The organism is Cupriavidus sp. F041, from assembly GCF_057814235.1.
Genome location: NZ_JBVASY010000002.1, coordinates 2,667,565 through 2,689,804 on the forward strand (window position 1 = coordinate 2,667,565; position 22,240 = coordinate 2,689,804).

A 22,240-nucleotide genomic window follows, 5' to 3' on the forward strand; every position below is an offset into this window, starting at 1 on the left:
ATCAGACCGTCGTGCAAGCACAATCTCTGACGCGGTGCAGCGCGTGCCCCGGCAGGCCAGCTTAGCCAACCCGGCAGCGGCGGATACGCCGCGTTTCCAGCCCTAAAACATGCCTCTGCCGCCGCCCGCCCTCCGGCGCGCGGCGGCCAGAACAGCCTTCAGCCTTGCATCGCCGCCTGGAGTTGCGCCAGCGCGGTGGGATCTTCGATCGTGGTGAGATCGCCGGGGTTGCGGCCTTCCGCCACCGCCTGCATGGCGCGGCGCAGCAGCTTGCCGGAGCGGGTCTTGGGCAGCGCATTGACGAAGAACACCCGCGCCGGGCGCGCCACAGCACCCAGTTGCCGGTCCACGGTCTTCATCACGTCGCCTTCCAGCGCCAGCCGGTCGGCCTGGGTTTCGATGCGGCCCGCGTCACGCGCGATCACGAACGCCATAGCCACCTGCCCCTTCAGCGCATCGTGCACGCCCACCACCGCCACCTCGGCCACCGCCGGATGCGACGAGATGCTCTCCTCGATCTCGCGCGTGCCCAGCCTGTGGCCCGCCACATTGATCACGTCGTCGGTGCGGCCCAGAATAAAGATATAGCCGTCCTCGTCCTGCACACCCCAGTCGAACGTCGAATAGCAGCGGCGGCCCGGCACGCCGGACCAATAGGTCTTGACGAAGCGTTCATCGTCTCCCCACACCGTGGTCATGCAGCCCGGCGGCAACGGCCCGTCGATGGCGACCACGCCTTTCTGCCCCGACGCGCATTCGGCGCCGGTGGCTTCATCAATGATCTTCAGGTCGTAGCCATAGACCGGCACGCCGGGCGAGCCCAGCTTGGCCGGCAACGGATCGATGCCGCGCTGGATGGCGATGATCGGCCAGCCCGTCTCGGTCTGCCAGTAGTTGTCCACCACCGGCTTGCCGATGCCCTGCTGGATCCAGCTGGCGGTGGGTTCATCGAGCGGCTCGCCGGCCAGGAACAGCAGGCGCAGGCTGGAGAGGTCGTAGCGCGTGAGCCAGGCCGGGTCCTGCTTCTTCAGCACGCGAATGGCGGTGGGCGCGCTGAACATGATGTTCACACGGTACTGCTCCACCAGTTGCCACAGGATGCCGCCGTCCGGGCGCACCGGCGTGCCTTCGTACATCAGCGTGGCCATGCCGGCCAGCAGCGGCCCGTACACGATGTAGCTGTGCCCCACCACCCAGCCGATATCGGAGCTGGAGAACATGGTGTCGCCAGCCTTGCCGCAGAAAATGTAGTCCATCGAGGTAGCCAGCGCGACCGCGTAGCCGCCGGTGTCGCGCTGCACGCCTTTTGGTTTTCCGGTGGTGCCCGAGGTGTAGAGCACGTAGGATGGCTCGCTCGATTCGAGCCAGACACACGGCACGCGCGCCGCGCCCACGCGCTCGCGCCAGGCTGCGTAGTCTTCGTCGCGGCCGGGCGTGAGCGCCATCGGCGCGAGCTGGCGATCCACCAGCAGCACGCGTTCGGGCTTGTGCGCGGCCAGCGTCACCGCCTCGTCGAGCAGCGGCTTGTAGGGCACCACCTTGCCCGCGCGCGAGCCAGCGTCCGCGCTGACGATCACACGCGGCTGCGCGTCGTCGATGCGCGCGGCCAGGCTGACCGAGGCGAAGCCGCCGAACACCACCGAGTGAATGGCGCCGATCCGCGTGCACGCCAGCATGGCAAAGGCGGCCTCGGGAATCATCGGCATGTAGATCAGCACGCGGTCCCCCTTGGCCACGCCCATCTGCTGCAGGATCGCGGCCATGCGGTTGACCTCGTCATGCAGCTCGGCGTAGCTGTAGGTGCGATGCTGGCCGGTTTCGGTCGACACATAGATTAGCGCGGGCTGGTCCGCGCGCGCCGCCAGGTGACGGTCGACGGCGTTGTGGCAGAGATTGGTGCGCCCGCCAACGAACCACCGGGTAAATGGCGGACGGCTATCGTCCAGCACGGTCTCGAATGGGGTTTCCCAGTCGATGCGGCGAGCCTGTTCGGCCCAGAAACCTTCGGGATCGCTCACTGAGCGCGCGTGCAGGGCACGGGTAGCCGTCATGGCTTGTCTCCTCCGCTTGAATGCGGGTTGTCTATATGCAGTTTGTCTTTGTGTCTTTGCCGGGCGAACCACCTGATGCTGGCTGCTGCCGCCCGTTAGTTTGCCACCATTGCTGGCGCATGGCGGCCGGCTTGCCGCAGCCGAGCCAGCCCACCGGTACCTGCAGTCTGGGTACGCCGGCTTACGCAAGGCTTACCGCTGACGCACCGCACCAAGCAAAAAGGGCGTGCCATTGGCACGCCCTTGATCTGGCTCAAACCTGCTGGCTCAAACCCGTTGGCCCGAGCCCGGCCCGCGCGGTCAGCGCGCGTGCGCCTTGGTCTTGGCAGGCGCCGCGGCAGCCTTGCCGGCTGGCTTCGCGGACGGTTTGGCGCCGGCGCCCTTGGCTGCCGGGACCGCCGGAGCGGCTTTAGCCGTCCTGCCGGCTCCGGCAGCAGCCTTGTGCGGGACCGCCTCGACCGTCACACGTTGACGGCCCGCCGCGCGGCCCTTGGCGGTTGCCTGCACCGGCTCGCCGCGAACCGGTGCCGGGACGGAAGAAGTGGACGGCGTGTCAGGGCCACTGGCGAAACGGGCCGCCGAACGCGCGGGCACCATCAAGACCAGGCTCTGCCCCGCCACCAGCTTGGTGCCGGAAAGCTTGTTCCAGGATTGCACCTGCCCGGCCGACACGCCATAGCGATGCGCCAGCGAAACCACAGTGTCACGTCGACCCGCCCGCACCACCACACGGCGCGCGTCCGGCACATCGGGCTCGACAGCCATCATGGCGCTCTCCGCCAGCGTGGCGCTGATGTCCTGGCTGTGATTCTCCGAGCGCGGCACCACCACGGTGGAACCGGCCTTCAGCCGCATGCCCTTGGGAATGCGGTTGATCTCGCGAATGGTGTCCGCGTCGATATTCAGCCGCGCCGCCAGCGCCTCGATGCGCTCGCGGTTATCCACCGTCACCGCTGTCCAGCTTGACAGGCCGCCCCGGTAGGTGTTGAGGTTGTACTGGAAGCGCTCGGCGTTATCGAAAGGCAGCAGGATCTGCGGATTCGCCGCGCCCAGGATCACCGGCCGGTTGAAGGACGGGTTCAGCGCCTTGAACTCGTCGATCGGCATATTGGCGAGCTTGGCCGCCAGCGAAACGTCGATATCGCGCGAGGTGGTCACCGTGACGAAGTACGGGTGGTCGGGAATATCCGGCAGCTTCACCCCGTACATCTGGGGGTTGGCAATGATGTTCTTGACCGCCTGCAGCTTGGGGACGTAGTAGCGCGTCTCGTTGGGCATGGTCAGGCTGGCGTAGTCCGTCGGCAGCCCGCGCGCCTGATTGCGCGCGATGGCCCGGGAAACCGCGCCCTCGCCCCAGTTATACGCCGCCAGCGCCAGTTGCCAGTCGCCGAACATGTCGTACAGCCGCTGCAGGTAATCCAGTGCCGCGTCGGTCGAGGCCAGCACATCGCGGCGCTCGTCGCGGAACATGTTCTGCTTCAGGTTGTAGGTCTTGCCGGTGCTCGGAATGAACTGCCACATGCCGGCCGCCTTGGCCGTGGACTCGGCCTGCGGGTTGAAGGCGCTTTCCACGAAGGGCAGCAACGCCAGTTCCGTGGGCATCTTGCGGCGTTCCAGTTCCTCGACGATGTGATAGAGGTAGCGGCTCGAGCGCGCGACCATCCGTTCCATGTATTCCGGCCGCTGCGCGTACCACTGCGTGCGATCGTCAACCAGCGTGCCTTCCAGGTCCGGCATGCCGAATCCGCGGCGGATACGGTCCCAGATGTCGCTCGACGGCCCGCGCAACCAGTCGAGGCTGTCGCGGTCCAGGTTGATCACGGCCGCGCTGTTGATCGAATTGAGCGGATCGGGCTTCGAATACGCAGGTTTGGAAGCGGAGGCGGTCGTGCTGACGCCATCGGCGGCGCCGGGCGGAGTTGGCGTGCCGGCACACGCTGCGAGCAGCGCGGCACACGCAACGACCGCCAGTAATCGACCAATTTTCATTAAGTTCTCAAATCGTGACGCTAAAAATTTGCCTGATGCTAAGAAAAAGCGGCTTTCGCGTCAATGAAATTTTCCCTGCGGCGGCGCCAGGGCAGCGCCGCCAGGAACATAACGGGTACACGGAAATCGCCCTCCCGGCTTGCGGGGTCAACGGCTGGCGGGTCCGCCACGCCGGCATATGGCAATAAGGAATCAGCGGAAATTGTCTTTCCAGCCACGCAGCGCGCCGAAGGCCGCCGCGTCGTTGGCTGCCGGGCCACCCGCATGGGCCGCCACCGCCAGGCGTACCGAGGGTTCGCGCGAACGCAGGAAGGGATTGACCTCCCTCTCCTGCGCAACCGTGGTCGGTACAGTGGGCGTGCCGGCGGCGCGCAACGCATCCACGCGCGCCTCCCAGGCTGCCAGCGCGGCATTGTCCGGCTCTACTGCCCGCGCAAAGCGCACATTGCTGCGCGTGTACTCGTGGGCGCAATACACGCGGGTGGCGCCGGGCAGCGCCGCCAGCTTGTCCAGCGAGGCCAGCATCTGCGCCGGCGAACCCTCGAACAGCCGCCCGCAGCCGCTGGCGAACAGCGTATCGCCGCAGAACACGGCCGGACCGGCGCCGGGCAGATCCGCCACGTAGGCAACGTGACCGGCGGTGTGGCCCGGCACGTCGAGCACCTTGAGCTGCAGCGCGGGATGGGCCACCTCCACGGTGTCGCCTTCGCGCACGGCCACGGTACGCCCGCCGATGCGTTCGCCGGCTGGCCCGATCACGGGCAATGGCGTGCCATCCGGCGCCGCCGGATGCGCCGCCAGCAACTCGGCCACCCCGCCCTGGTGATCGCCATGATGATGGGTGATTACAATAGCGCCCAGCACCAGCCCCGCGCGTGCCAGGAAAGCCGCGACCGGCGCGGCTTCGCCCGGGTCCACCACGGCGGCGCAGTGACCGTCGTGGATAGCCCAGATATAGTTATCCTGGAATGCGGGAATCGGCTCCACCTTCAACATGCGTGCTCCTATGTCCAAGCGTCCGATTATAAATTGGGAAGACTGGCTTGCCTCGCCTCCCGGGCAATACATGCTCCAGTGGGAGCAGGGTCAGTACGACCGGACCGTCGTGGATATCTTCGGCTACCACGCGGTGCAGCTTGGCCTGCCGCACATTGACACGCTGCGCGAAAACCGCATGCCGTTCTCAGCGCTGGCGCTGGCCCCCGGCAGCGGCCCCCATGGCCCACGCGCCCAGGCCGACGCTCGCCAGTTGCTGTGCCGCTTCGACGAACTGCCGTTCGAAACGCAAAGTATCGATCTGATCACCCTGCCCCATATCCTGGAGTTTTCGGAAGATCCCCACGAGGTGCTGCGCGAGGTATCGCGCGTGCTGATGCCCGAAGGCCGCGTCGTGGTGACCTGCTTCAACCCCATGAGCCTGTGGGGCGCGCGCCAGGGCCTCAAGCGGCTGGGCGCCGATCCTTTCCTGCCCAACGACAGCCAGTCGATCGGTTTCGTGCGGATCAAGGACTGGCTCAAACTGCTGGGTTTCGATATCATCCGCGGCCGGTTTGGCTGCTATTGCCCGCCCTACCACACTGAGCGCTGGCTGCAGCGCACCGCCTTCATGGAAAAGGCCGGCGACCGCTGGTGGCCGATCTTCGGCTCAGTCTATATGATTTCGGCGGTCAAGCGCGTGCGCAATATCCGCCTGGTCGGCCCCGCCTGGAAGAGCCCCAAGACGGCACTCTCACCCGTCGCCGCGCCCGTGGCCTCGCCCACGGGCACCCACGGCAAGGCGCCCGGCGACGAGCATTGAGCGCCACTGGCGCACACCCAATCACCCCGGTCGGCACCGCGCGCTATTGCCGTGCCAACCTTAGCGACAACGCAATGCAACCCAACGAAATCGAAGACGTCATCATCTACTCTGACGGCGCCTGCAAAGGCAACCCTGGCCGCGGCGGCTGGGGCGCTGTGCTGGTCTCCGGCAGCAACGAAAAAGAACTATTCGGCGGCGAGTCCCTGACCACCAACAACCGCATGGAAATGACCGCCGTGATCGAAGCCCTGCGCGCGCTCAAGCGGCCGTGCCGGATCAAGGTCTACACCGACTCCCAGTACGTGCAGAAAGGCATCGGCGAATGGCTGCCGGGCTGGAAGGCGCGCGGCTGGAAAACCGCCGACAAGAAGCCGGTGAAAAACGCCGACCTCTGGCAGGAAATGGACAAGCTCGCGCAGCAGCACGATATCTCCTGGCACTGGGTGCGCGGCCACAACGGCCATCCGGGCAACGAGCGCGCCGACGCCCTCGCCAACCGCGGCGTGGACTCGCTCAAGGGTTAAGGACCGGCCCCGACGGCCGCCTGCCCCGCCCCTCCGGTTAGAATGCCCGCCATGCGACAGATCGTTCTCGACACCGAAACCACCGGCCTTAGCGCCGCCACCGGCGACCGCCTGATTGAAATCGGCTGCGTGGAGCTGCTCAACCGCCGCCTCACGGGCAGGCACCTGCACTTCTACGTCAACCCGGAACGCGATATCGACGAAGGCGCTATCGCGGTGCACGGCATCACCGTCGAATTCCTGGCCGACAAGCCCAGGTTCGCGGAAGTGGTGCACGAGATCCGGGAGTTCATCCAGGACGCCGAACTGATCATTCACAACGCGCCCTTCGACCTTGGCTTCCTTGACATGGAATTCAAGCTGGTCGGGCTGCCCCCGTTCCGCGAGCACGCGGGCAATGTGATCGACACCCTGCGCGAAGCGCGCCAGATGTTCCCCGGCAAGCGCAATTCGCTCGATGCGCTGTGCGACCGCCTCGGCATCAGCAATTCGCACCGCACCCTGCACGGCGCACTGCTCGATGCGGAACTGCTGGCCGAGGTCTACCTCGCGATGACGCGCGGCCAGAACTCGCTGGTCATCGATATGCTCGACGGCGGCGGCGCGCAGAGCGATGCCGTGGCATCCACTGACCTCTCGCGCCTGGACCTGCCGGTGCTGATGGCCAGCGAGGAAGAGACAACCGCGCACCTGGCCGTGCTCAAGCAACTGGACAAGGCGAGCGGCGGCAAGGTGGTGTGGCAGGAAGACGCGCCCGCGGCTGAAGCCGCGTGAGCCTGTCAGGAAAGCCCGAAGCGATTTTTTGCAGAAATTCCCAGAAAGGGCTTTACAAGATACAAGCGCGCTGACATAATCTTGTTTCTCTGCAGCACGGCAGCAACAACGCAGCAGCAGGGGTGGTTAGCTCAGCGGTAGAGCACTGCCTTCACACGGCAGGGGTCACAGGTTCAATCCCTGTACCACCCACCAAAATTCGGTGAGGAATGAAGGACTTGCGGCGACAGCCCAAGTCCTTTTTTCTTTGGGTGAAAAAATGACCGCCGAAGCCATTGCGACGCCTTGCACCGAAGATGCCGTCAAACCCAGGTGGGCGGCCCGATTCTGCGACTCCCCTGATTCCGTCCATTGTCCAAGCGGCGGCGGCCACTGCGGGAAGGTGCCGGGACCATGGCCATCCGGATTCCCCCACCGTCATTCCTTGGTACCATCCAGCCCCAGACTCGCACACAAGCCAAGATGCGCCGCGCTTCCTGCAATGAAATCCATGGAGATCATGCCGTGCAATACAAGAAGGTGTTGGCAGCGATGGCCTGCCTGATATCGGCGGCATGCACTACGACTACGCCCGCGCCATCTGCTGGCCGACAGATGTCAACGTATGACATGGACACCGAATACACGGTTGAATATGTTCCAGACGGCTTCACCCTGATGGTCAACTATCGCTATTCGCAGTTCATCGTGCGATCCAGCTCGGCCGATGCGGCGTGCAAGGCAGCGCTTGCCAGCGTAGCCAACAGCCTGGCCGAGCGCCGGCAACGGCCGATCGAGCCGGTCAACGAACAGCTCGTCAAGGTCACTACCACCAGGAGCTGGTCCGGCAAGGTGGCCGCCTGCTCCGCCTCCGCGCCGGTAGCCTGGAAACGCTGACACAGGGGCACAGGTCCACTTGAGAGGCCCCCGGCCCGGAGGGATGGCGACGGGAGGGCCTCCTGTGGAAGATGTCCGGCACGGCAGCGACGGCGCGCCGCCGCCTCAGCCGCCGCCCTTCGCGGCATCTGACATGGCCGGAAAGACGGTCAATCCTTGCGAAGCATCCAGTTTCTGGCGGAACTCCGCGCAGGCCTGATCTTCCTGGATTGGCAGTTGCCCAAACAAGCCCTTCCACAGGAATATGGAGAAGTAAATCTTCAGGTGCTCAGGATAGTCGGGCGCCTCTGGAGCCATTGCAACGCTGAGCGCAAACAAGCCTTCCAATCTGATGCTCCCCCAAGCTCCGGGAGCGCTTGTGGTGCAAGGACCTATCCCAAAGAGGAACTGAGTCGGGACGGACTGCTCAGGACAAGCCAGCACTAGGTCCGAGGGGCCCAAGGCCTCATCATGCTCATCAAGCCGCCCTACCGACGGGACACGATAGACCGCGACGAGATTCAGGCCGGTGATACGGCTCAAGGGCTCCATGAAGACGCTCTCGTCTGGCCGGTGGTCCAGGTGGACTTGCCCTGTTGCGTGATACGACAAGTTCCTGGTTTTCGGTTGCCCGATCCGGTCAGAATCGGCGCCCGCGCTTTCCTGAACGGTGCCGGCGCGGACGAACCGGATATTCAGCGAGCCCTCATCTTCGATTGCGTATCGCGCAAGCCGGCGGTAACCGCCTTTGCTACCCACTAGAATCCAACCGCCAACCTTCTCAGCCATTTCGCTTCCTGGGGTTTCCTGATCGTCCTGCCTGCCTGGCCGCGCCCGTCCACCAGCGGGACAGGATGGGCCTGCAGGAATTCGCGCCGCTCGCCCGGCACCTTAGAAATTCGCCACCACGCCACCCATCGGCGGCCGATAGTCCAGCAACCGCGACAACTCCGCCGCAGCCCCCCTCACCTGCTCCACCATCGTATCCAGCCGCTCCGGATCGATCCGCGAAGCCGGGATAGTGGCCCCAAGCGCCGCCACCACCTTGCCGCTGCGGTCGCGCACCGGCGCGGCGATGGTCGAGATGCTGGTTTCGAAAAAGCCCTCCTGCAGCACATAGCCGCGCTGGCGGTCGCGCTGAACCATGTCGAACAGGGCTTCCACGGTCTTCGGGGTGCTGTCCGAGAAGACTTCCAGTTGCGGCTCGGGATAAAGTTCGCGCAACGCCTCCAGTGTCAGGTCTTCAAGCAGCACGCGGCCGAGCACGGTAGCGTGCGCCGGCAGGCGGGTGCCAACGTTGACCGAACTGGCGAACGGCGTGGGCGCCACGGACTTGGCGACATAGACAATGGAGCGGCCGTCGCGCACCACGAGGTTGCACGGGTAGTTGATTTCGTCGCGCAGCCGGTCCAGCAGCGGGCGGCCCAGCTCGGTCAACTCCAGCGAAGCGAGGTAATCGAAACCGAGGCGCAACACCGCCATGCCGAGCCGGAACTCGCGGCCGCCGTCGGTGCGCTCGACAAAGCCCATCATCTCCAGCGTGGTCAGCAGGCGGAACACCGTGGAGCGCGGGACCTGGAGCCTGCGAGCCAGTTCGGCCGCGGACAAGGTCTTCTCGTTGCTGCTGAACTCGCCCAGCAAGCGCAGGCCGCGTTCAAGTCCCGGCACGATGTACTTGTCCTGGAGATCGGTTGGCTCGACAGCGTCTGTCATGGTGATATCTCTGCGAATGAAGTGCTTTGGCGTTGCTATATGGTACCGGCTTTGGGCCTGGCCCCGCCCGATGCGGGCCGCGCACCCCGACCCCGGCGCGCCATCCCGCGACTGACCGATATAACACGCCCGGCGTCGATCCTCCAGCACTTCAATCACCAGACCGGTGCCGGGACCCTACCCCTTCAGGTATTCCCGCAGCCAGGCCGCGCATTCGCCGGCGTGCTGCGCCGGCCAGCGCACGGTAATGGTCGCATTGGGCTGGCGGACCTCGATGCAGATATCCGTGAGTGGTCCCCGTTCCGGGCTTCCACCGCCGCTAGCGGCCGCCGGCGAAAACAGCCGCGACCACCAGCCTCCGGTGCCATTTCCGTTGACCCGCCCCGCTGGTGCCTGCGCGATCGCTGGCCGCGCGGGGATTGCCTCGCCAGCGGCAACGGGCGAAGCGGCGGCCACTGGCTCGGCCGGCAGTTCGGCGACCGCCTTCGCTTCCTCCGCGGCGGAGCCACCCGGCGCCGCAGCCTCTGCTGGCGCCACCAGCCGTGCCGACAGATTCGCACCGAACTCCTCCCACATCCGGTCCGCTTTCGTCTTCATCACGCTCAGCCCGAATGTGCCGAGCCGGCCCAGCACATCCACGTTGATTTTCATGCGCAGCTCGGTCTGGCCGTCCGGCTGCCCGGTCAGGAAGATCTCGCTGGACTGCTTGAGCGAACTGGCCACCGAGGCGTCCTCGCCGGTGCCTTCGCTGCGCAGGTAGTGGGGCGCTTGCATCTCGACGATGGTGGTCTTGATCTTGAAGCGCGCGCTGACAAAGGCGATCTTGACCTGGATGTGGGAGATGTACTCCACATCGCTGACCACTTCGATCGACTGCATGCCCGGCACGCACCCGCCCATCACATTGGGATCGAGCAGCAGTTCCCACACACGTGCCGGCGTTGCGCCGACGACAAGGGTTTTTTCAATTTCCACGCATCTTCTCCGCGGCGGACAGAATGGATTCGACGATGCCGACGTAACCGGTGCAGCGGCACAGGTTGCCGTTCAGTCCGGCACGGACTTCTTCTTCTGTGGGGTTGGGGTTGTGCGCCAGCATGGCGCAGGAGGTCATCAGGAAGCCGGGGGTGCAGTAGCCGCACTGCAGCCCGCCGCATTCCATGAAGCTTTGCTGCAGCGGATGCAGCTCGCCGCCGGCGCTCAGGCCTTCGACTGTGGTGACGTCGCGGCCGCGCACCTGCACGGCGAGCATCAGGCAGGACTTCACGACTTCGCCATCCACCAGCACGGAGCAGGCGCCGCAGATGCCGGTCTCGCAGCCGCGCTTGGTGCCGGTCAGGTTGAGATCGTCGCGCAGCAGGTCCGACAACAGGCGCCGCGCCGGCACGTCGACGCTGTGCGCTTCGCCGTTGACGGTGAGTTCGATATGGATCTTTTGCATGGGAAATCCTTATTCCGCCGCCAGCCCGAACAGCGTGACGATGCTTCGCCGCGCCACGGTCCGGACCATCTCGCGGCGATAGTCCGCGTTGCCGCGCATGTCGGAGACGGGGTCGATATCGGCGGCCACGATGTCAGCCGCCTCGGCCGCCACCTCCGGCGTGACGGCCTTGCCGGCAAGGAAGGCTTCGGCACGCCGCAGGCGTGCGGGAATCGGCGTGGACGCTCCCACTGCAAGCCGCGCCTCTATGCAGGTCGGCCCCGCGCGGCGTGCCAGCAGCGCCACGCTGGCCAGCGGCCGGTGTTCCGCGGCCGTGCGCAGAAAGCGGGCATAGTGGCCCACCGCATCGGGCGCGGGCGCCGGAATGCGGATCTCGGTCACCAGTTCATCGGGCTCGAGGGCCGTGGTGTAGTAGTCGACAAGAAACGCTTCCATCTCCAGCACGCGCTCGCCGCGCCGCCCGGCCACCACCACCTGCGCCTGCAACGCCATCAGGCAGCCCGGCGGATCCGTGGCCGGGTCGGCATAGCAGAGATTGCCGCCGATCGTGCCCTGGTTGCGCACCTGCGGATTGGCGACACGCCCGGCCATACTGGCCAGCATCGGATAATGCGCCTGCACCAGCGGCGAACGCGCTACCTGCGCATGCAAGGCAAGTGCGCCGATGCGCAGTCCGTTGCACGCGTCGTACTCGATCTTGCGCAGCGCATCGAGCCGGCCCAGCGATACCAGGTGCGCCGGCGTGAGCATGCGCTGGCGCATGCCGAGCATCAGCGCGGTGCCGCCGGCAATCACGCGGCACTCGTCGCCGAGGTCGGCCAGCATGTGCCCCGCCTCCTGCACCGAGCCCGGTTCCAGAAATTCGAAATCACGCATGGTGCGTCTCCTTTTCCTTGCGCTCGCGCAGCGCGGCCAGCACCTTCTCCGGCGTGATGGGCAGCGAGGTGATGCGTACGCCGATCGCGTCGTAGACGGCGTTGGCGATGGCCGCGGCGCCCGGCAAGATGGCGGTTTCGCTGGCGCCCTTGGCGCCGTAGGGCCCGTTCGGATCATTGGACTCGACCACCTCCGTGCGCAGCGCGGGCACGGCGTCGGCGGTGGGCATGGTGTAGTCGGCAAAGTTGCCGTTCAGGATGCGGCCATCCTCGATCTGCAGATGTTCGTACAGCGTCCACCCGATCGCCTGCACGGTGGCGCCATGCGTTTGCCCGTGCACCGCCAGCGGATTGATGGCCTTGCCGCAGTCGTCCGAAACGAAGCTGTCGATCACCGTGACCTGTCCGGTCACGGTATCCACTTCGACTTCAACCGCCTGCGCCGCGAACGAATAAGCCGGGGCAATGTTGCCGTAGTAGTTGGCGTCGTGCATCACCGTTGGCGCGTCGTAGGTGGCACGCACCATCAGCCCTTCGCCGCCATGACGGAAGATATGCAAGCGCGCGATCTCGGCGAGCGTTGCCTGCTTGCCGGCGTCGTTGCGGGCACGGATCATGCCGTCCGCGATATCGAGCTCGTCGCGGGGCACGCCAAGTTTTTCCGCGGCGACGGTCAGCAGCTTCTGCCGGGCCTCGCGCGCGGCCTTCATCACGGCGTTGCCCGAAATGATGGTCACGCGCGAAGCCAGCGATCCCAGGCAGAACGGCGCCACATCGGTATCCGGCGCGCAGACGGTGACATGCGACAGCGGAATGCCAAGCTCCTGCGCGCAGATCTGGCTGAGCATGGTGTTGGCGCCCTGCCCCATATCGCACTCGCTGGTGAGCAGCATGGCGCGCCCGTCCTCATTGACCTTGAGCACGATGGTGGAGCCGTCCCAGTTGCCCAGGGTGCGATTGCCACTGACGTGCATGGCGGCGGCGACACCAAGTCCGCGCCGGCGCGTGCCGGTTTTTCCCGACGCATCGGCACGGCGCGCATCCAACCGGATGGCCGCGCGCGTTTGCTCGAGGCATTCCACCGGGCCGCCGCTGCCGATCTTCCAGCCATGCACGCTGGTGTCTCCCGTGCGGATGGCGTTGCGCTTGTGGACTTCGATGGGATCCATGCCGAGCATCTCCGCCAGCATGGTGAGATGGCTATTCAGCGGGAACTGCATCTGCTGGCCGCCAAAGCCGCGAAACGCGCCGCGCGGCTGCGTGTTGGTATAGGCGAGCACCGCGTTCGAGCGCACGTTCTCCACGCGGTGCATATTGTCGCTGCGCATCGCGGTGACGTGCATCACGTCGCCGGCCAGGCCGGCATAGGCGCCGCACTCCGCCACGATCCTGGCGTCCTTGGCGACGATCATCCCCTGCGCATCCAGCCCCATCTTCAGCCAGACCCTGGCCGGCACGCTGGCGCGCGCGCCTAGAAAATCCTCTAACCGGTTGTTGACGAAGCGCACCGGCCGCTCCAGCCGGCTCGCCAGCAAGGCCGCGATCAGGCTGTTGTTCTCCTCCACGATCTTGGCGCCGAAGCCGCCGCCGGTGACCGCCTGGATCACGCGGATGGTAGAGGCGGGACGATCGAGCGCTTCCGCCAGGCGCGCGCGGGCAAGGAACACCGATTGCGTCGACGCCCATACCGTCAGTCGGCCGTTGCCGTCCTGCGCCGCCACCGTGGCCATCGGCTCCAGATAGCCGGGATATTGCGACTGCATGTCGTAGGTGGCCTCGTAGACCACCGCGGCGCGGGCGAAACCGGCTTCGATGTCGCCGCGCTCGATATGCATCTCGTGCGCGATATTGCGCGTGCCCGCGTGCACCTCGGACGCGCCGCCGGCAAGCGCGGCCTCCGGGCTCAGGATGGCGGGCAGTTCTTCGTACTCCACGCGGATCAGGTCCAGCGCGTCGCGCGCGGTTTCCTCATCGATGGCAGCGACCGCGGCAACTTCCTCGCCCACGTAGCGGACCACGCCGGCGGCCAGGATGCGCTGCTCCTTGCGATGCGGCCCCCACAGCCGCGCGGGCGTGTCGCCGCCGGTCAGCACCAGCCTGACGCCCGGTAGCGCACGCGCCGCCGAGGTATCGATGCGAACGATGCGGGCATGCGGATACGGGCTGCGCAGCACCTTGGCGTGCAACATGCCGGCCTGCTTGATATCGCCGGCGTACACGGCCCTGCCCAGCACCTTCTCCCGCGCCGTCACTTGCGGCGTGGATGTTCCCACTGTCGACGTGCTCAAGCCGACCTCCTGCTAAGTCTGAAAACGATAGATAAGCCGGCGCAACCGCCGCCGGCCCGCGTCACTCGGCGGTGATGCCGAAATCCCTGATGACCTTGCCCAGCCGCTCGTAGTCGGAGGCGTTGACCTTCTCCAGCACGGCCGGCGCGCCACCCACCGGGACCGCGCCGAAGGTGGCCATCTTCTCGGCGATGTCGGGCAGCCTGAGGATCTCGTTGAGCTGTTCGTTGAGCAGCTTCACCACATCGGCGGGCGTACCCTTGGGCGCCATGACGCCGTGCCAAGCGCCGACGACCACGTCCCGGTAGCCGAGTTCCGACAGCGTCGGCACATTGGGCAGCAGCGGCGAGCGCTTGGGATCGGTCACGGCCAGTGCGATCAGCTTGCCGGTGTTGATGTACTGCGCGACCGGCCCCAGCGTCACGTAGGCGAAGTTGACATGGCCCGCGACCACATCGTTCACGGCGGGCGCGACGCCCCGGTACGGCACGTGCTGGATCTTCACGCCCGCCGCGCGGTTCAGCCATTCGCCGGCGATATGCATCGGCGAGCCGGCGCCGGGGCTGGCGTAGGTCAGTGCCTTGCCGGCCTTCGCCGCGGCAACCATCTCCTGCACATTCTTGATGCCGCCACCGGGATACGCCACCAGCAGCACGGTCTGCGTGCCGGTCTGGATCACGGGCGTGAAGCCATGCAGCGCGTCGTACCTGGCGTTGGGCGGCAGCTTCAGCACCATCGGCGCGGTGGTGAAGGGGTTGGGCGTGAACAGCAGCGTGTAGCCATCGGCGGGCGCGCGCCCGACCAGGGCGTTACCCACGACGCCACCGGCGCCCGGTTTGTTTTCGACGATGACGGGCTGCTTCAGGCGGATCGACAGCTTCTCCGCGTACATCCGCGCCATGGAATCGGTATCGCCGCCGGGCGGATATGCGACCACGATCGTGACCGGCTTGGCGGGATAGGCATGCGCGAGCGCGCTGCCGGCGCCAAGCGCTATCGCGGCGATCGCCGATACAAGGATCTGACGTCGGGCAAGGTTCATCTACGGCTCCTGTGGGGACGCACCACGTTTGCGGGGAATGGCTTCGTGGATGCAGTGTTCGGCACTAAGAAAAGGTCGGGAACGCATTCGACGTGCGTTTTGTTAGTAAGACACCAGTTCAGGAGAGGAACACGGAAGCCATCGTAGATTGCGACTGTTGACTACTCAACTTACGTTAAACCCCAATTGACATAACAATCGGATGTTTCCTAATTCCGGATCGTCAAGCAGCCCGCGAGGCGGTGGAAGGCGCAGCCCCTGTGAGACAATCGGGCCCCGATTACTCGTCGCCCGGCGTGTGGCTCAAGAGACATGGATCAAACGAAGCGCGAAGCCAGCCCCGCCGAGGGCACGACAGTGCACCCCGAGGCGAATTGCCCCTGGGAGTCGCTCGATGAGGAAGGTAACGGGCTGGTCGTCGACGACTTCCTGACGACCATGCTGAGTCAACTGGTGAACGCCTTGCGGCGCACCGTGACCATGCCCTATGCGGAACAGTTCGAACTGACGGTGCCCGAATGGCGCCTGCTGGCGCTGCTGGCCCACGCGCGACAGTTGCCCTTTGCCGAGCTGGTGGTGCAATCGACTTCGGACAAGGCCCTGGTCAGCCGCACCTTGCGCCTGCTGGAAAGCCGTGGACTGGTGAAGATCGACGCCGAGGGCAATACCCCGCGCAAGAAACTGATCTGCAGCATCACGCCGGAAGGCCTGGCGCTGCACGAACAGGTGATGCCGTTGGCCAGGAAGGGCCAGGCGGAGGTGATTCGGCTGCTGGAGCCGGAAGAGCGCCGTGCGATGTACCAGGCGCTGAGGAAGCTTCACGGCTTGTGCGTCGCGCCCGGCCGCAAGGACGCGATCCCGGGCGAGTAAAGAGCGAGCGCTCTGGGGAGCGCCCGCAACCTTGCACCGCTCGCTTCAGGCCTCGAGTTGCTCGAGCACCTTGCCCTTGGTTTCGATGCCAAGGAAGTGAATCGTCAACGCGGCCAGGAACGGCACCAGCGCGAGCGCATAGAACGCGCTGCTGAGGTTGCCCGTGCCGATCGTATTGGCGACCAGCGTCGGCGCGAAGATCGCCGCCAGTTTCAGCCAGGCGCCCCCGAAGCCGCAGCCCATCGCGCGGATGCTGGTGGGATACAGTTCCGGCGTGTACACGTAGGCCGTGATAAAGCCGCTGGCCAGGAAGCCAAGGGACAGCGCGCACAGGCCTGCCACCACATACACCGACTCCGCGTGAAACACGCCTGCCAGCGCAAGCGACAACGCGCACAGGACAAACGAGACGTTGATCACCGGCTTGCGGCCCACCTTGTCGACGATCATCGCGCAGACCAGCGAGCCCACCACGCCCAGCACCGACGCGCCGGCGGCGAGATTCAGCGCCAGTTGCAGCGGCGCGTGATACACGGTCTTGTAGATCGTCGGCAGCCAGGTGGACAGCCCGTACTGGATAAAGCCGCAGGTGGCCCACAACATCCACACCGCCAGCGTGCGCCCGATATAAGCCTTGCCCAGCAGGTCCTTGACGCTGCGGCGCGGATGCTTGTGGGTCATCGCATCGTAGGCGGATACATCGCCCAGCGGCGCCAGCGGCCCCTTGGCGCGCGCCTCGAAGACCTGCAGCGCGCGGTCGGCTTCCGCCATCCGGCCCTTCTCCGCCAGCCAGCGCGGCGACTCCGGAATGGCCCGGCGCAGGATGAAGAAGAGTATGACCGGGGCGCCGCCGATGAAGTACATCACGGTCCAGCCGAACTTCGGCACCAGCCATGCGCCGACGGCATTGGAGATCAGCAGGCCGATCGGGAACACCACTTCGTACAGCAGCACGAAGCGCCCGCGCCCGTGCGCGCGCGTGACCTCGTTGATATAGGTGGCGGCCACCGGCAATTCGCCGCCAAGCCCAAGGCCCTGCACGATGCGCAGCAACGCGAAGATTTCGAACGATGGCGCGAAGCCGCAGGCAATGCTCATCAGCCCGATAATGCCGGCGCTCCAGCCAATCGAATGCAGCCGGCCGAAGCGCTCGGCGAGATAGGGGAACAGCAGCGCGCCAATCAGTTGCCCCACCGACGGCGCCGCGATCAGGAAGCCGACCTGGGTCGGCGTAAGCGACCACATCGAGATCAGCAGCGGCAGCGTGGCCGCAATCGCGATCACATCAAAGCCGTCGAAGAACGTGGCCAGGCCGATCAGCAACCGGGCCCGGACATGCATGCCATTGCTGGGCAGCCGCTCGATGCGCGCGATGATCTCGCCGCGCGTGGCCGGCGCACCGGCCGTGCGCGCGCCGCCGTCTGCCGTCATGTTGCTGGATGGGGTCGCCACGCCCTCGGCGTTCGCATCGGCGAACGGGGCCTCTTGTCTCTGGATCAACACAGTGTTTCTCTTCAAAAGTATCCGAGGCACGCAGCCGCCTCGCGCTGGCGCATCGCGGGATCTACCCCGCGCTGGCCACCACCGCCGTCGCCGCATCCGATGCGGTGCGCGGTAGCGCTTGGAGGTCGCTCAGAGGTCCAGCACCAGGCGCTTGCCCTTGCAACCCGACACGCACACCATCATGGTCTGGTTCGATTCGCGTTCGCTCTTGCTGAGCACGCCATCGCGGTGTTCGGGAATGCCTTCCAGCACGCGCGTTTCACACGAGCCGCACACGCCTTCCTTGCAGCTGTGCTCGACGGCGATGCCCGCTTCGAGCAAGGCATCCAGCAAGGACTTGCCTGCCGGCACTTTCAGCTCGCTGCCCGTGCTTGCCAGTGCCACGGTGTACTCGCCTTCCTGCACCGCCGCCACCGACGGGTCGGCCGCAAAGCGTTCGATGTGCACTTCGGCATAGCCGTGTCCGGCGCAGGCGGCTTCGAAGGCATTCAGCATCGGGCCGGGGCCGCAGCAGTAGAAGTGCGTGCTGTCCGCTTGCCCCGCCAGCAGCGCGGACAGGTCCGGCGGGCTGCCCGCCTCGTCGTCGAAGTGCATGCGCACCGCGTCGCCATAGGCGGCCAGCTCGTCCGCGAAAGCCGCTTCCGCACGAGACCGCGCGCAGTACAGCAGCGTGAAGGAGCGCCCCAGTTCATGCAGCCGCCGCGCCATGCAGACGATGGGCGTCACGCCGATCCCGCCCGCTACCAGCACCGTGTGGGCCGCGCCCTCTTCCAGCGCGAAGTGGTTGCGGGGCACGGCCACGGCAAGCGTGCTGCCCACGCGCAGTTGCTCGTGCACATAGCGCGAGCCGCCGCGGCTGGCGCGGTCGAGCAACACACCCACCACGTAGCGGTCGCGCACTTCCGGCGCGCCGCACAGCGAGTAGCTGCGTACCAGGCCATTGCCCAGATGCAGGTCGATATGCGCGCCGGGCGCGTACGCCGGCAACTCGCGCCCTTCCGGGTCGCGCAACTCCACGCTGACAATGCCGCGCGCTTCGAAGCGCATGGCCTGCACGCGCAGGGTGAGGGATTGGCTGGTACTCATGGCACTTCCTTGTGTTGCTTTGTGTTGCTATGTGTCGCTTCGTATTGCTTCGTATCGCCTTGCTGCCTGTATTGCTACGCTGCCTGCCACACCGTATTCAGCGCTTCTCGGTCAAGAACTTGCCCTGGGGGCCGCTCGCGTTCTTCTGCCGGCGGGTGTTACCGTCCAGGCCGCCTTCCACCGCCCATTCCGCGAACATGGTGGGACCCGGCTCGAAATCGCGCGGCTCCCATTCGGCGTCCAGCTGGTCCTCGTCCGCGTAGTACTCGATCAGGCCGCCGGCCGGATTCTTGAAGTACCAGAAGTAAGCCGAGGAAATCGGATGCCGGCCCGGGCCGAGCTGCGTGTCCCAGCCGCTGCGCGACACATGCAGGCCGCCGCCGAATACCTCATGGATATCGCGCACGGTGAAGGCCACATGGTTCAGGCCGCTTTTGGCTTGCGGCAGCTGCAGCAGGAACAGGTCATGGTGGCCGCCGTCCGGCGCGCAGCGCAGGAAGGCGCCACGGCCGGGATAGTGGTCCGACGGCACGAAGCCAAGCTTCTCCGTATAGAAGCGCTCGGTCGCCGCCACGTCCTTGACGAAGAACACCACGTGCCCCACCTCGATCGGCGTGGCGCGCTCGTAGATCGGGCTGCGCTGGTTCAGGCGCGGCTTGTCGTTCCATGTATTCATCGTGGCGCATTCGACTTCGACCTCGCGCTTGCGGGTCAGCTGGAAGCGCACGGCCAGGCCGTTGGGATCGGTACAACCCACGCGCTCACCCGGGCTGACAAAGCCCGGCTCGGCGCGAATGGCATCCGCGATCTTGTCCAGCGCGGCCTGCGTGTCCACGCCCCACACCACTTCGCGCAGCGTCGGGCCGTCTTCCATCGCCGCCGGCAGCGCCGGGTCGTCGGTGCGGCGCACCAGCACGCGGCAGCCGTTCAGCGTCTCGAAATCCAGACCGGCCTCGTCCTCGCGCACCAGCGTGAGGCCCCAGTCGGCGAAGAAGCGCCGGCAGGCGTCCAGGTCGTCGGCACCGTAGACGATTTCGTCGATGCCCAGAATCGTGTTCATTGTTCCCATCTCCTGCTGTGTCGCTTGTGTCGTTGCCAACGTCGTCGGGGTCACTCAGTTAGCCCACGGCAGCGGTTGTTCATGCATGCCCCAGTACACGCTCTTCTGCTCCATGTACTGCAGGATGCCCAGCCTCCCCTTCTCTCGGCCCAGGCCGCTGTCGCGCCAACCGCCAAACGGCGTCGAGATGGAAAACTGCTTGTACGTATTGATCCACACGTTGCCCGCCTGCACCGCGCGCGCAAAGCGCCATGCGCGCTTGTAGTCGCGCGTCCACACGCCGGCCGCCAGCGCGTACACGCTGTCGTTGGCCTGCGCGATCAGGTCGTCCTCGTCGTCGAAGGCCATCGCCACCAGCACCGGCCCGAAGATTTCCTCCTGGCACACGCGGGCGCTGTTATCCAGCCCTTCGATGATGGTGGGCGTGTAGAAGTAGCCGTTCTCGCAGCCCGCCACCGTCGGGCGGATGCCACCCGTGCGCAGCTGGCCGCCTTCGGATACGCCAAGCGCCACATACGATTCGATCGAGTCACGGTGGCGGTCGCTGATCAGCGGCCCCATCTGGGTGCGCTCGTCGGCCGGGTCGCCCACGCGCAGGCGCGCCGCGCCCTCGGCCAGGCGGTCCATGAAAGGCTCGTACAAGGAACGTGCCACGAACAGGCGCGAGCCCGCGATGCACGATTCGCCCGAGGAACTGAAGATGCCGTACAGCACACCGTTGACCGCATGATCCAGGTCCGCGTCCTCGAACACCATCGTCGGCGACTTGCCGCCCAGTTCCAGCGACACCGGCATCATCTTGTCGGCGGCGATATGCGCGATATGGCGTCCCGTGGTGGTGCCGCCCGTGAATGACACGCGGCGCACCAGCGGGTGCTTGGTAATGGCGTCGCCGATCACCGAGCCCTTGCCGGGCAGCACGCTGATGAGGCCCTTGGGCACGCCGGCTTCTTCGCAGATGGCCGCCAGTTCGAGCGCCATCAGCGGCGTGATCTCGGCGGGCTTGATCACCACCGCATTGCCGGCTGCCAGCGCCGGCGCCAGCTTCTGCGCCTCGCTGGCGATGGGCGAGTTCCACGGCGTGATCGCCGCCACCACGCCCATGGCTTCATGCACGCTCATGGTGAGGAAGTCACCACGAGCGGGCGTGAGCGTCTCCTCCAGCGTCTCGCAAGCCGCGGCGAAGAACTGGAAGGTGCCCGCTGCGCTGGCAACCAGCGCGCGCGTCTCGCTGATGGGCTTGCCGTTGTCCAGGCGCTGGCGCTGAGCGAGGGGCTCTGCGCGCGCGCGGATCAGGTCGGCCACGCGATGCAGCACGGCTGCGCGCTCGTGCGGCTTGCGCTGGGCCCAGCCGCTGGTGAGGAACGCGCGATGCGCACCCTGCACGGCCTCTTCCACGTCGTCCAGGCTGGCCGCGTTCAGTTCCGCGACCACTTCGCCGGTGGCTGGGTAGCGCGTGGCGTAGCGCTCGCCGCCGCCCACGCGCCACTCGCCTGCGATACAGATGGGGAGAATCTCTTGCTTCATGATGATTGCCTTGCTGCGCTGCTTAAATCGACATGGCGTGGGCACGGTTGCCCAGCGCACGCACCACGCTGAACACCGTCAGCGCCGAGGTCTTGGGATTAGCCGCCAGCGGCTTGCCGCGCATGGTCAGCTCGAAACCACCGAAAGCGCCGCGCGCTTCCACATGGTGCACGTTCTCATCCACGCCAGGATCGGCCAGCAGCCTCACCTGCGTGTGATCCAGCCCGAGCCCGGCCATCGACAGCGTGGCGGCCACATTGGCATTCTTGGGATAAAGCCGCGCCGCTTCGCGGGCGGTGCCTTCGAAGATCACCGTGGCTTCGGTCAGCGCATCGAGATTGAACAGCGCTTCCGCCGGCGTATCCTTCCACGCGCCAGGCGGCTTGCGCCCGGTGTAGACCACCGCATCGAGGCCGCCCACGCGCGCTGCCGCCAGCGCATCGATGGCGCCGATCGCGCCGGACAGCAGCTGCACCTGGGTGCCGCCGCGCCGTGCCGCCGCTTCCAGCCGTTCCGCCAGGCCGGGCGCCGACAACGCGCCCACCGACACCACCATGCAGGCGATGCCGCGCTCCAGCGCCGGCACGATGTGCTCCTCCAGCGCATGGTGGCCGGCGCATTCCACCAGCAGGTCGGGCCGTCCGTCGGCCTGGCTCAGGCTGGAGGCGACGCGCGCCCGCGGCGCCAGCGCGGAGACGGCGTGGCGGGCCTGGTCCATCTGGGCTTCCGGCACCACCACCACGTCGAATACAACATCCGGATCGCTCTTGAGCAGTTCGAGCACGCCGAGCCCGATCGCTCCGCACCCCACCATCGACACGTGCAGCATGTTGCGTCTCCC

At 66.2% G+C, this 22,240-nt stretch carries 20 protein-coding genes and 1 tRNA gene; 6 read left to right on the forward strand and 15 right to left on the reverse strand.

Annotated elements, in window-relative coordinates; translation table 11 throughout:
• Window positions 1-158 precede the first annotated feature (158 nt).
• The 3 genes from ACZY0R_RS29660 to gloB all read right to left on the reverse strand — a co-directional run bounded on the left by ACZY0R_RS29660 (window position 159) and on the right by gloB (window position 5,036).
• Entirely contained in the window at window positions 159-2,123 is a 1,965-nt protein-coding gene (locus ACZY0R_RS29660; RefSeq protein WP_488863407.1) for a propionate--CoA ligase, read from the reverse strand.
• 228 nt (window positions 2,124-2,351) lie between these two features.
• A complete protein-coding gene (locus ACZY0R_RS29665) occupies window positions 2,352-4,040 on the reverse strand; it encodes a transglycosylase SLT domain-containing protein (protein ID WP_488863409.1) in 1,689 nt (562 codons plus the stop codon).
• A gap of 192 nt (window positions 4,041-4,232) precedes the next feature.
• Window positions 4,233-5,036: a hydroxyacylglutathione hydrolase gene (gene gloB / locus ACZY0R_RS29670; protein WP_488863411.1), complete on the reverse strand. Its 804-nt coding sequence runs from the start codon at window positions 5,034-5,036 to the stop codon at window positions 4,233-4,235.
• Window positions 5,037-5,046: 10 nt separating this feature from the next.
• Here gloB and ACZY0R_RS29675 point away from each other — a divergent pair, with 10 nt between their 5' ends.
• The 5 genes from ACZY0R_RS29675 (at window position 5,047) to ACZY0R_RS29695 (ending at window position 8,015) form a co-directional block, all read left to right on the forward strand.
• Window positions 5,047-5,838 (forward strand): class I SAM-dependent methyltransferase, encoded by a 792-nt coding sequence (locus ACZY0R_RS29675; RefSeq protein WP_035860582.1) that lies wholly within the window; start codon window positions 5,047-5,049, stop codon window positions 5,836-5,838.
• A gap of 89 nt (window positions 5,839-5,927) precedes the next feature.
• A complete protein-coding gene (gene rnhA, locus ACZY0R_RS29680) occupies window positions 5,928-6,365 on the forward strand; it encodes a ribonuclease HI (protein WP_488866254.1) in 438 nt (145 codons plus the stop codon).
• Between the two features lie 51 nt (window positions 6,366-6,416).
• Window positions 6,417-7,139: a DNA polymerase III subunit epsilon gene (gene dnaQ / locus ACZY0R_RS29685; RefSeq protein WP_488863413.1), complete on the forward strand. Its 723-nt coding sequence runs from the start codon at window positions 6,417-6,419 to the stop codon at window positions 7,137-7,139.
• Between the two features lie 120 nt (window positions 7,140-7,259).
• Window positions 7,260-7,334, forward strand: a tRNA-Val gene (locus tag ACZY0R_RS29690).
• Window positions 7,335-7,733: 399 nt separating this feature from the next.
• Complete coding sequence (locus ACZY0R_RS29695; RefSeq protein ID WP_488863415.1) at window positions 7,734-8,015, forward strand: hypothetical protein; 282 nt, start codon at window positions 7,734-7,736, stop codon at window positions 8,013-8,015.
• 105 nt (window positions 8,016-8,120) lie between these two features.
• Here the strand turns inward: ACZY0R_RS29695 and ACZY0R_RS29700 are convergent, their stop codons facing one another.
• The 7 genes from ACZY0R_RS29700 to ACZY0R_RS29730 all read right to left on the reverse strand — a co-directional run bounded on the left by ACZY0R_RS29700 (window position 8,121) and on the right by ACZY0R_RS29730 (window position 15,353).
• Window positions 8,121-8,783, reverse strand: a complete 663-nt coding sequence (locus ACZY0R_RS29700; RefSeq protein ID WP_488863417.1) for a hypothetical protein — start codon at window positions 8,781-8,783, stop codon at window positions 8,121-8,123.
• A gap of 102 nt (window positions 8,784-8,885) precedes the next feature.
• Entirely contained in the window at window positions 8,886-9,707 is an 822-nt protein-coding gene (locus ACZY0R_RS29705) for an IclR family transcriptional regulator (RefSeq protein ID WP_488863419.1), read from the reverse strand.
• Window positions 9,708-9,884: 177 nt separating this feature from the next.
• Complete coding sequence (locus ACZY0R_RS29710) at window positions 9,885-10,682, reverse strand: SRPBCC family protein (protein WP_488863421.1); 798 nt, start codon at window positions 10,680-10,682, stop codon at window positions 9,885-9,887.
• A complete protein-coding gene (locus ACZY0R_RS29715; protein ID WP_488863423.1) occupies window positions 10,672-11,148 on the reverse strand; it encodes a (2Fe-2S)-binding protein in 477 nt (158 codons plus the stop codon). The genes ACZY0R_RS29710 and ACZY0R_RS29715 overlap by 11 nt, the downstream gene beginning before the upstream one ends.
• 9 nt (window positions 11,149-11,157) lie before the next feature.
• Window positions 11,158-12,024, reverse strand: coding sequence for an FAD binding domain-containing protein (locus ACZY0R_RS29720; protein ID WP_488863425.1), 867 nt, complete (start codon window positions 12,022-12,024; stop codon window positions 11,158-11,160).
• The gene (locus ACZY0R_RS29725) at window positions 12,017-14,311 is read right to left on the reverse strand and encodes a xanthine dehydrogenase family protein molybdopterin-binding subunit (protein WP_488863427.1); all 2,295 of its coding nucleotides are present in this window, start codon (window positions 14,309-14,311) and stop codon (window positions 12,017-12,019) included. Before ACZY0R_RS29725 ends, ACZY0R_RS29720 begins: the two co-directional genes overlap by 8 nt.
• A 61-nt stretch (window positions 14,312-14,372) precedes the next feature.
• A complete protein-coding gene (locus ACZY0R_RS29730; RefSeq protein WP_488863429.1) occupies window positions 14,373-15,353 on the reverse strand; it encodes a Bug family tripartite tricarboxylate transporter substrate binding protein in 981 nt (326 codons plus the stop codon).
• Between the two features lie 312 nt (window positions 15,354-15,665).
• Here ACZY0R_RS29730 and ACZY0R_RS29735 point away from each other — a divergent pair, with 312 nt between their 5' ends.
• Entirely contained in the window at window positions 15,666-16,223 is a 558-nt protein-coding gene (locus ACZY0R_RS29735) for a MarR family winged helix-turn-helix transcriptional regulator (protein ID WP_488863431.1), read from the forward strand.
• Window positions 16,224-16,268: 45 nt separating this feature from the next.
• Here the strand turns inward: ACZY0R_RS29735 and ACZY0R_RS29740 are convergent, their stop codons facing one another.
• From ACZY0R_RS29740 to ACZY0R_RS29760, 5 genes are all read right to left on the reverse strand, one after another.
• Entirely contained in the window at window positions 16,269-17,654 is a 1,386-nt protein-coding gene (locus ACZY0R_RS29740) for an MFS transporter (RefSeq protein ID WP_488866256.1), read from the reverse strand.
• Window positions 17,655-17,855: 201 nt separating this feature from the next.
• A complete protein-coding gene (locus ACZY0R_RS29745) occupies window positions 17,856-18,812 on the reverse strand; it encodes a PDR/VanB family oxidoreductase (RefSeq protein WP_488863433.1) in 957 nt (318 codons plus the stop codon).
• A 97-nt stretch (window positions 18,813-18,909) separates the two neighbouring features.
• Window positions 18,910-19,872 carry a VOC family protein gene (locus ACZY0R_RS29750; RefSeq protein WP_488863435.1) on the reverse strand — a complete coding sequence of 321 codons (963 nt, stop codon included), beginning with the start codon at window positions 19,870-19,872 and terminating at the stop codon, window positions 18,910-18,912.
• 54 nt (window positions 19,873-19,926) lie between these two features.
• Complete coding sequence (locus tag ACZY0R_RS29755) at window positions 19,927-21,399, reverse strand: aldehyde dehydrogenase (protein ID WP_488863437.1); 1,473 nt, start codon at window positions 21,397-21,399, stop codon at window positions 19,927-19,929.
• 22 nt (window positions 21,400-21,421) lie between these two features.
• Window positions 21,422-22,228: an aspartate dehydrogenase gene (locus ACZY0R_RS29760; RefSeq protein WP_488863439.1), complete on the reverse strand. Its 807-nt coding sequence runs from the start codon at window positions 22,226-22,228 to the stop codon at window positions 21,422-21,424.
• Window positions 22,229-22,240: the final 12 nt, after the last annotated feature.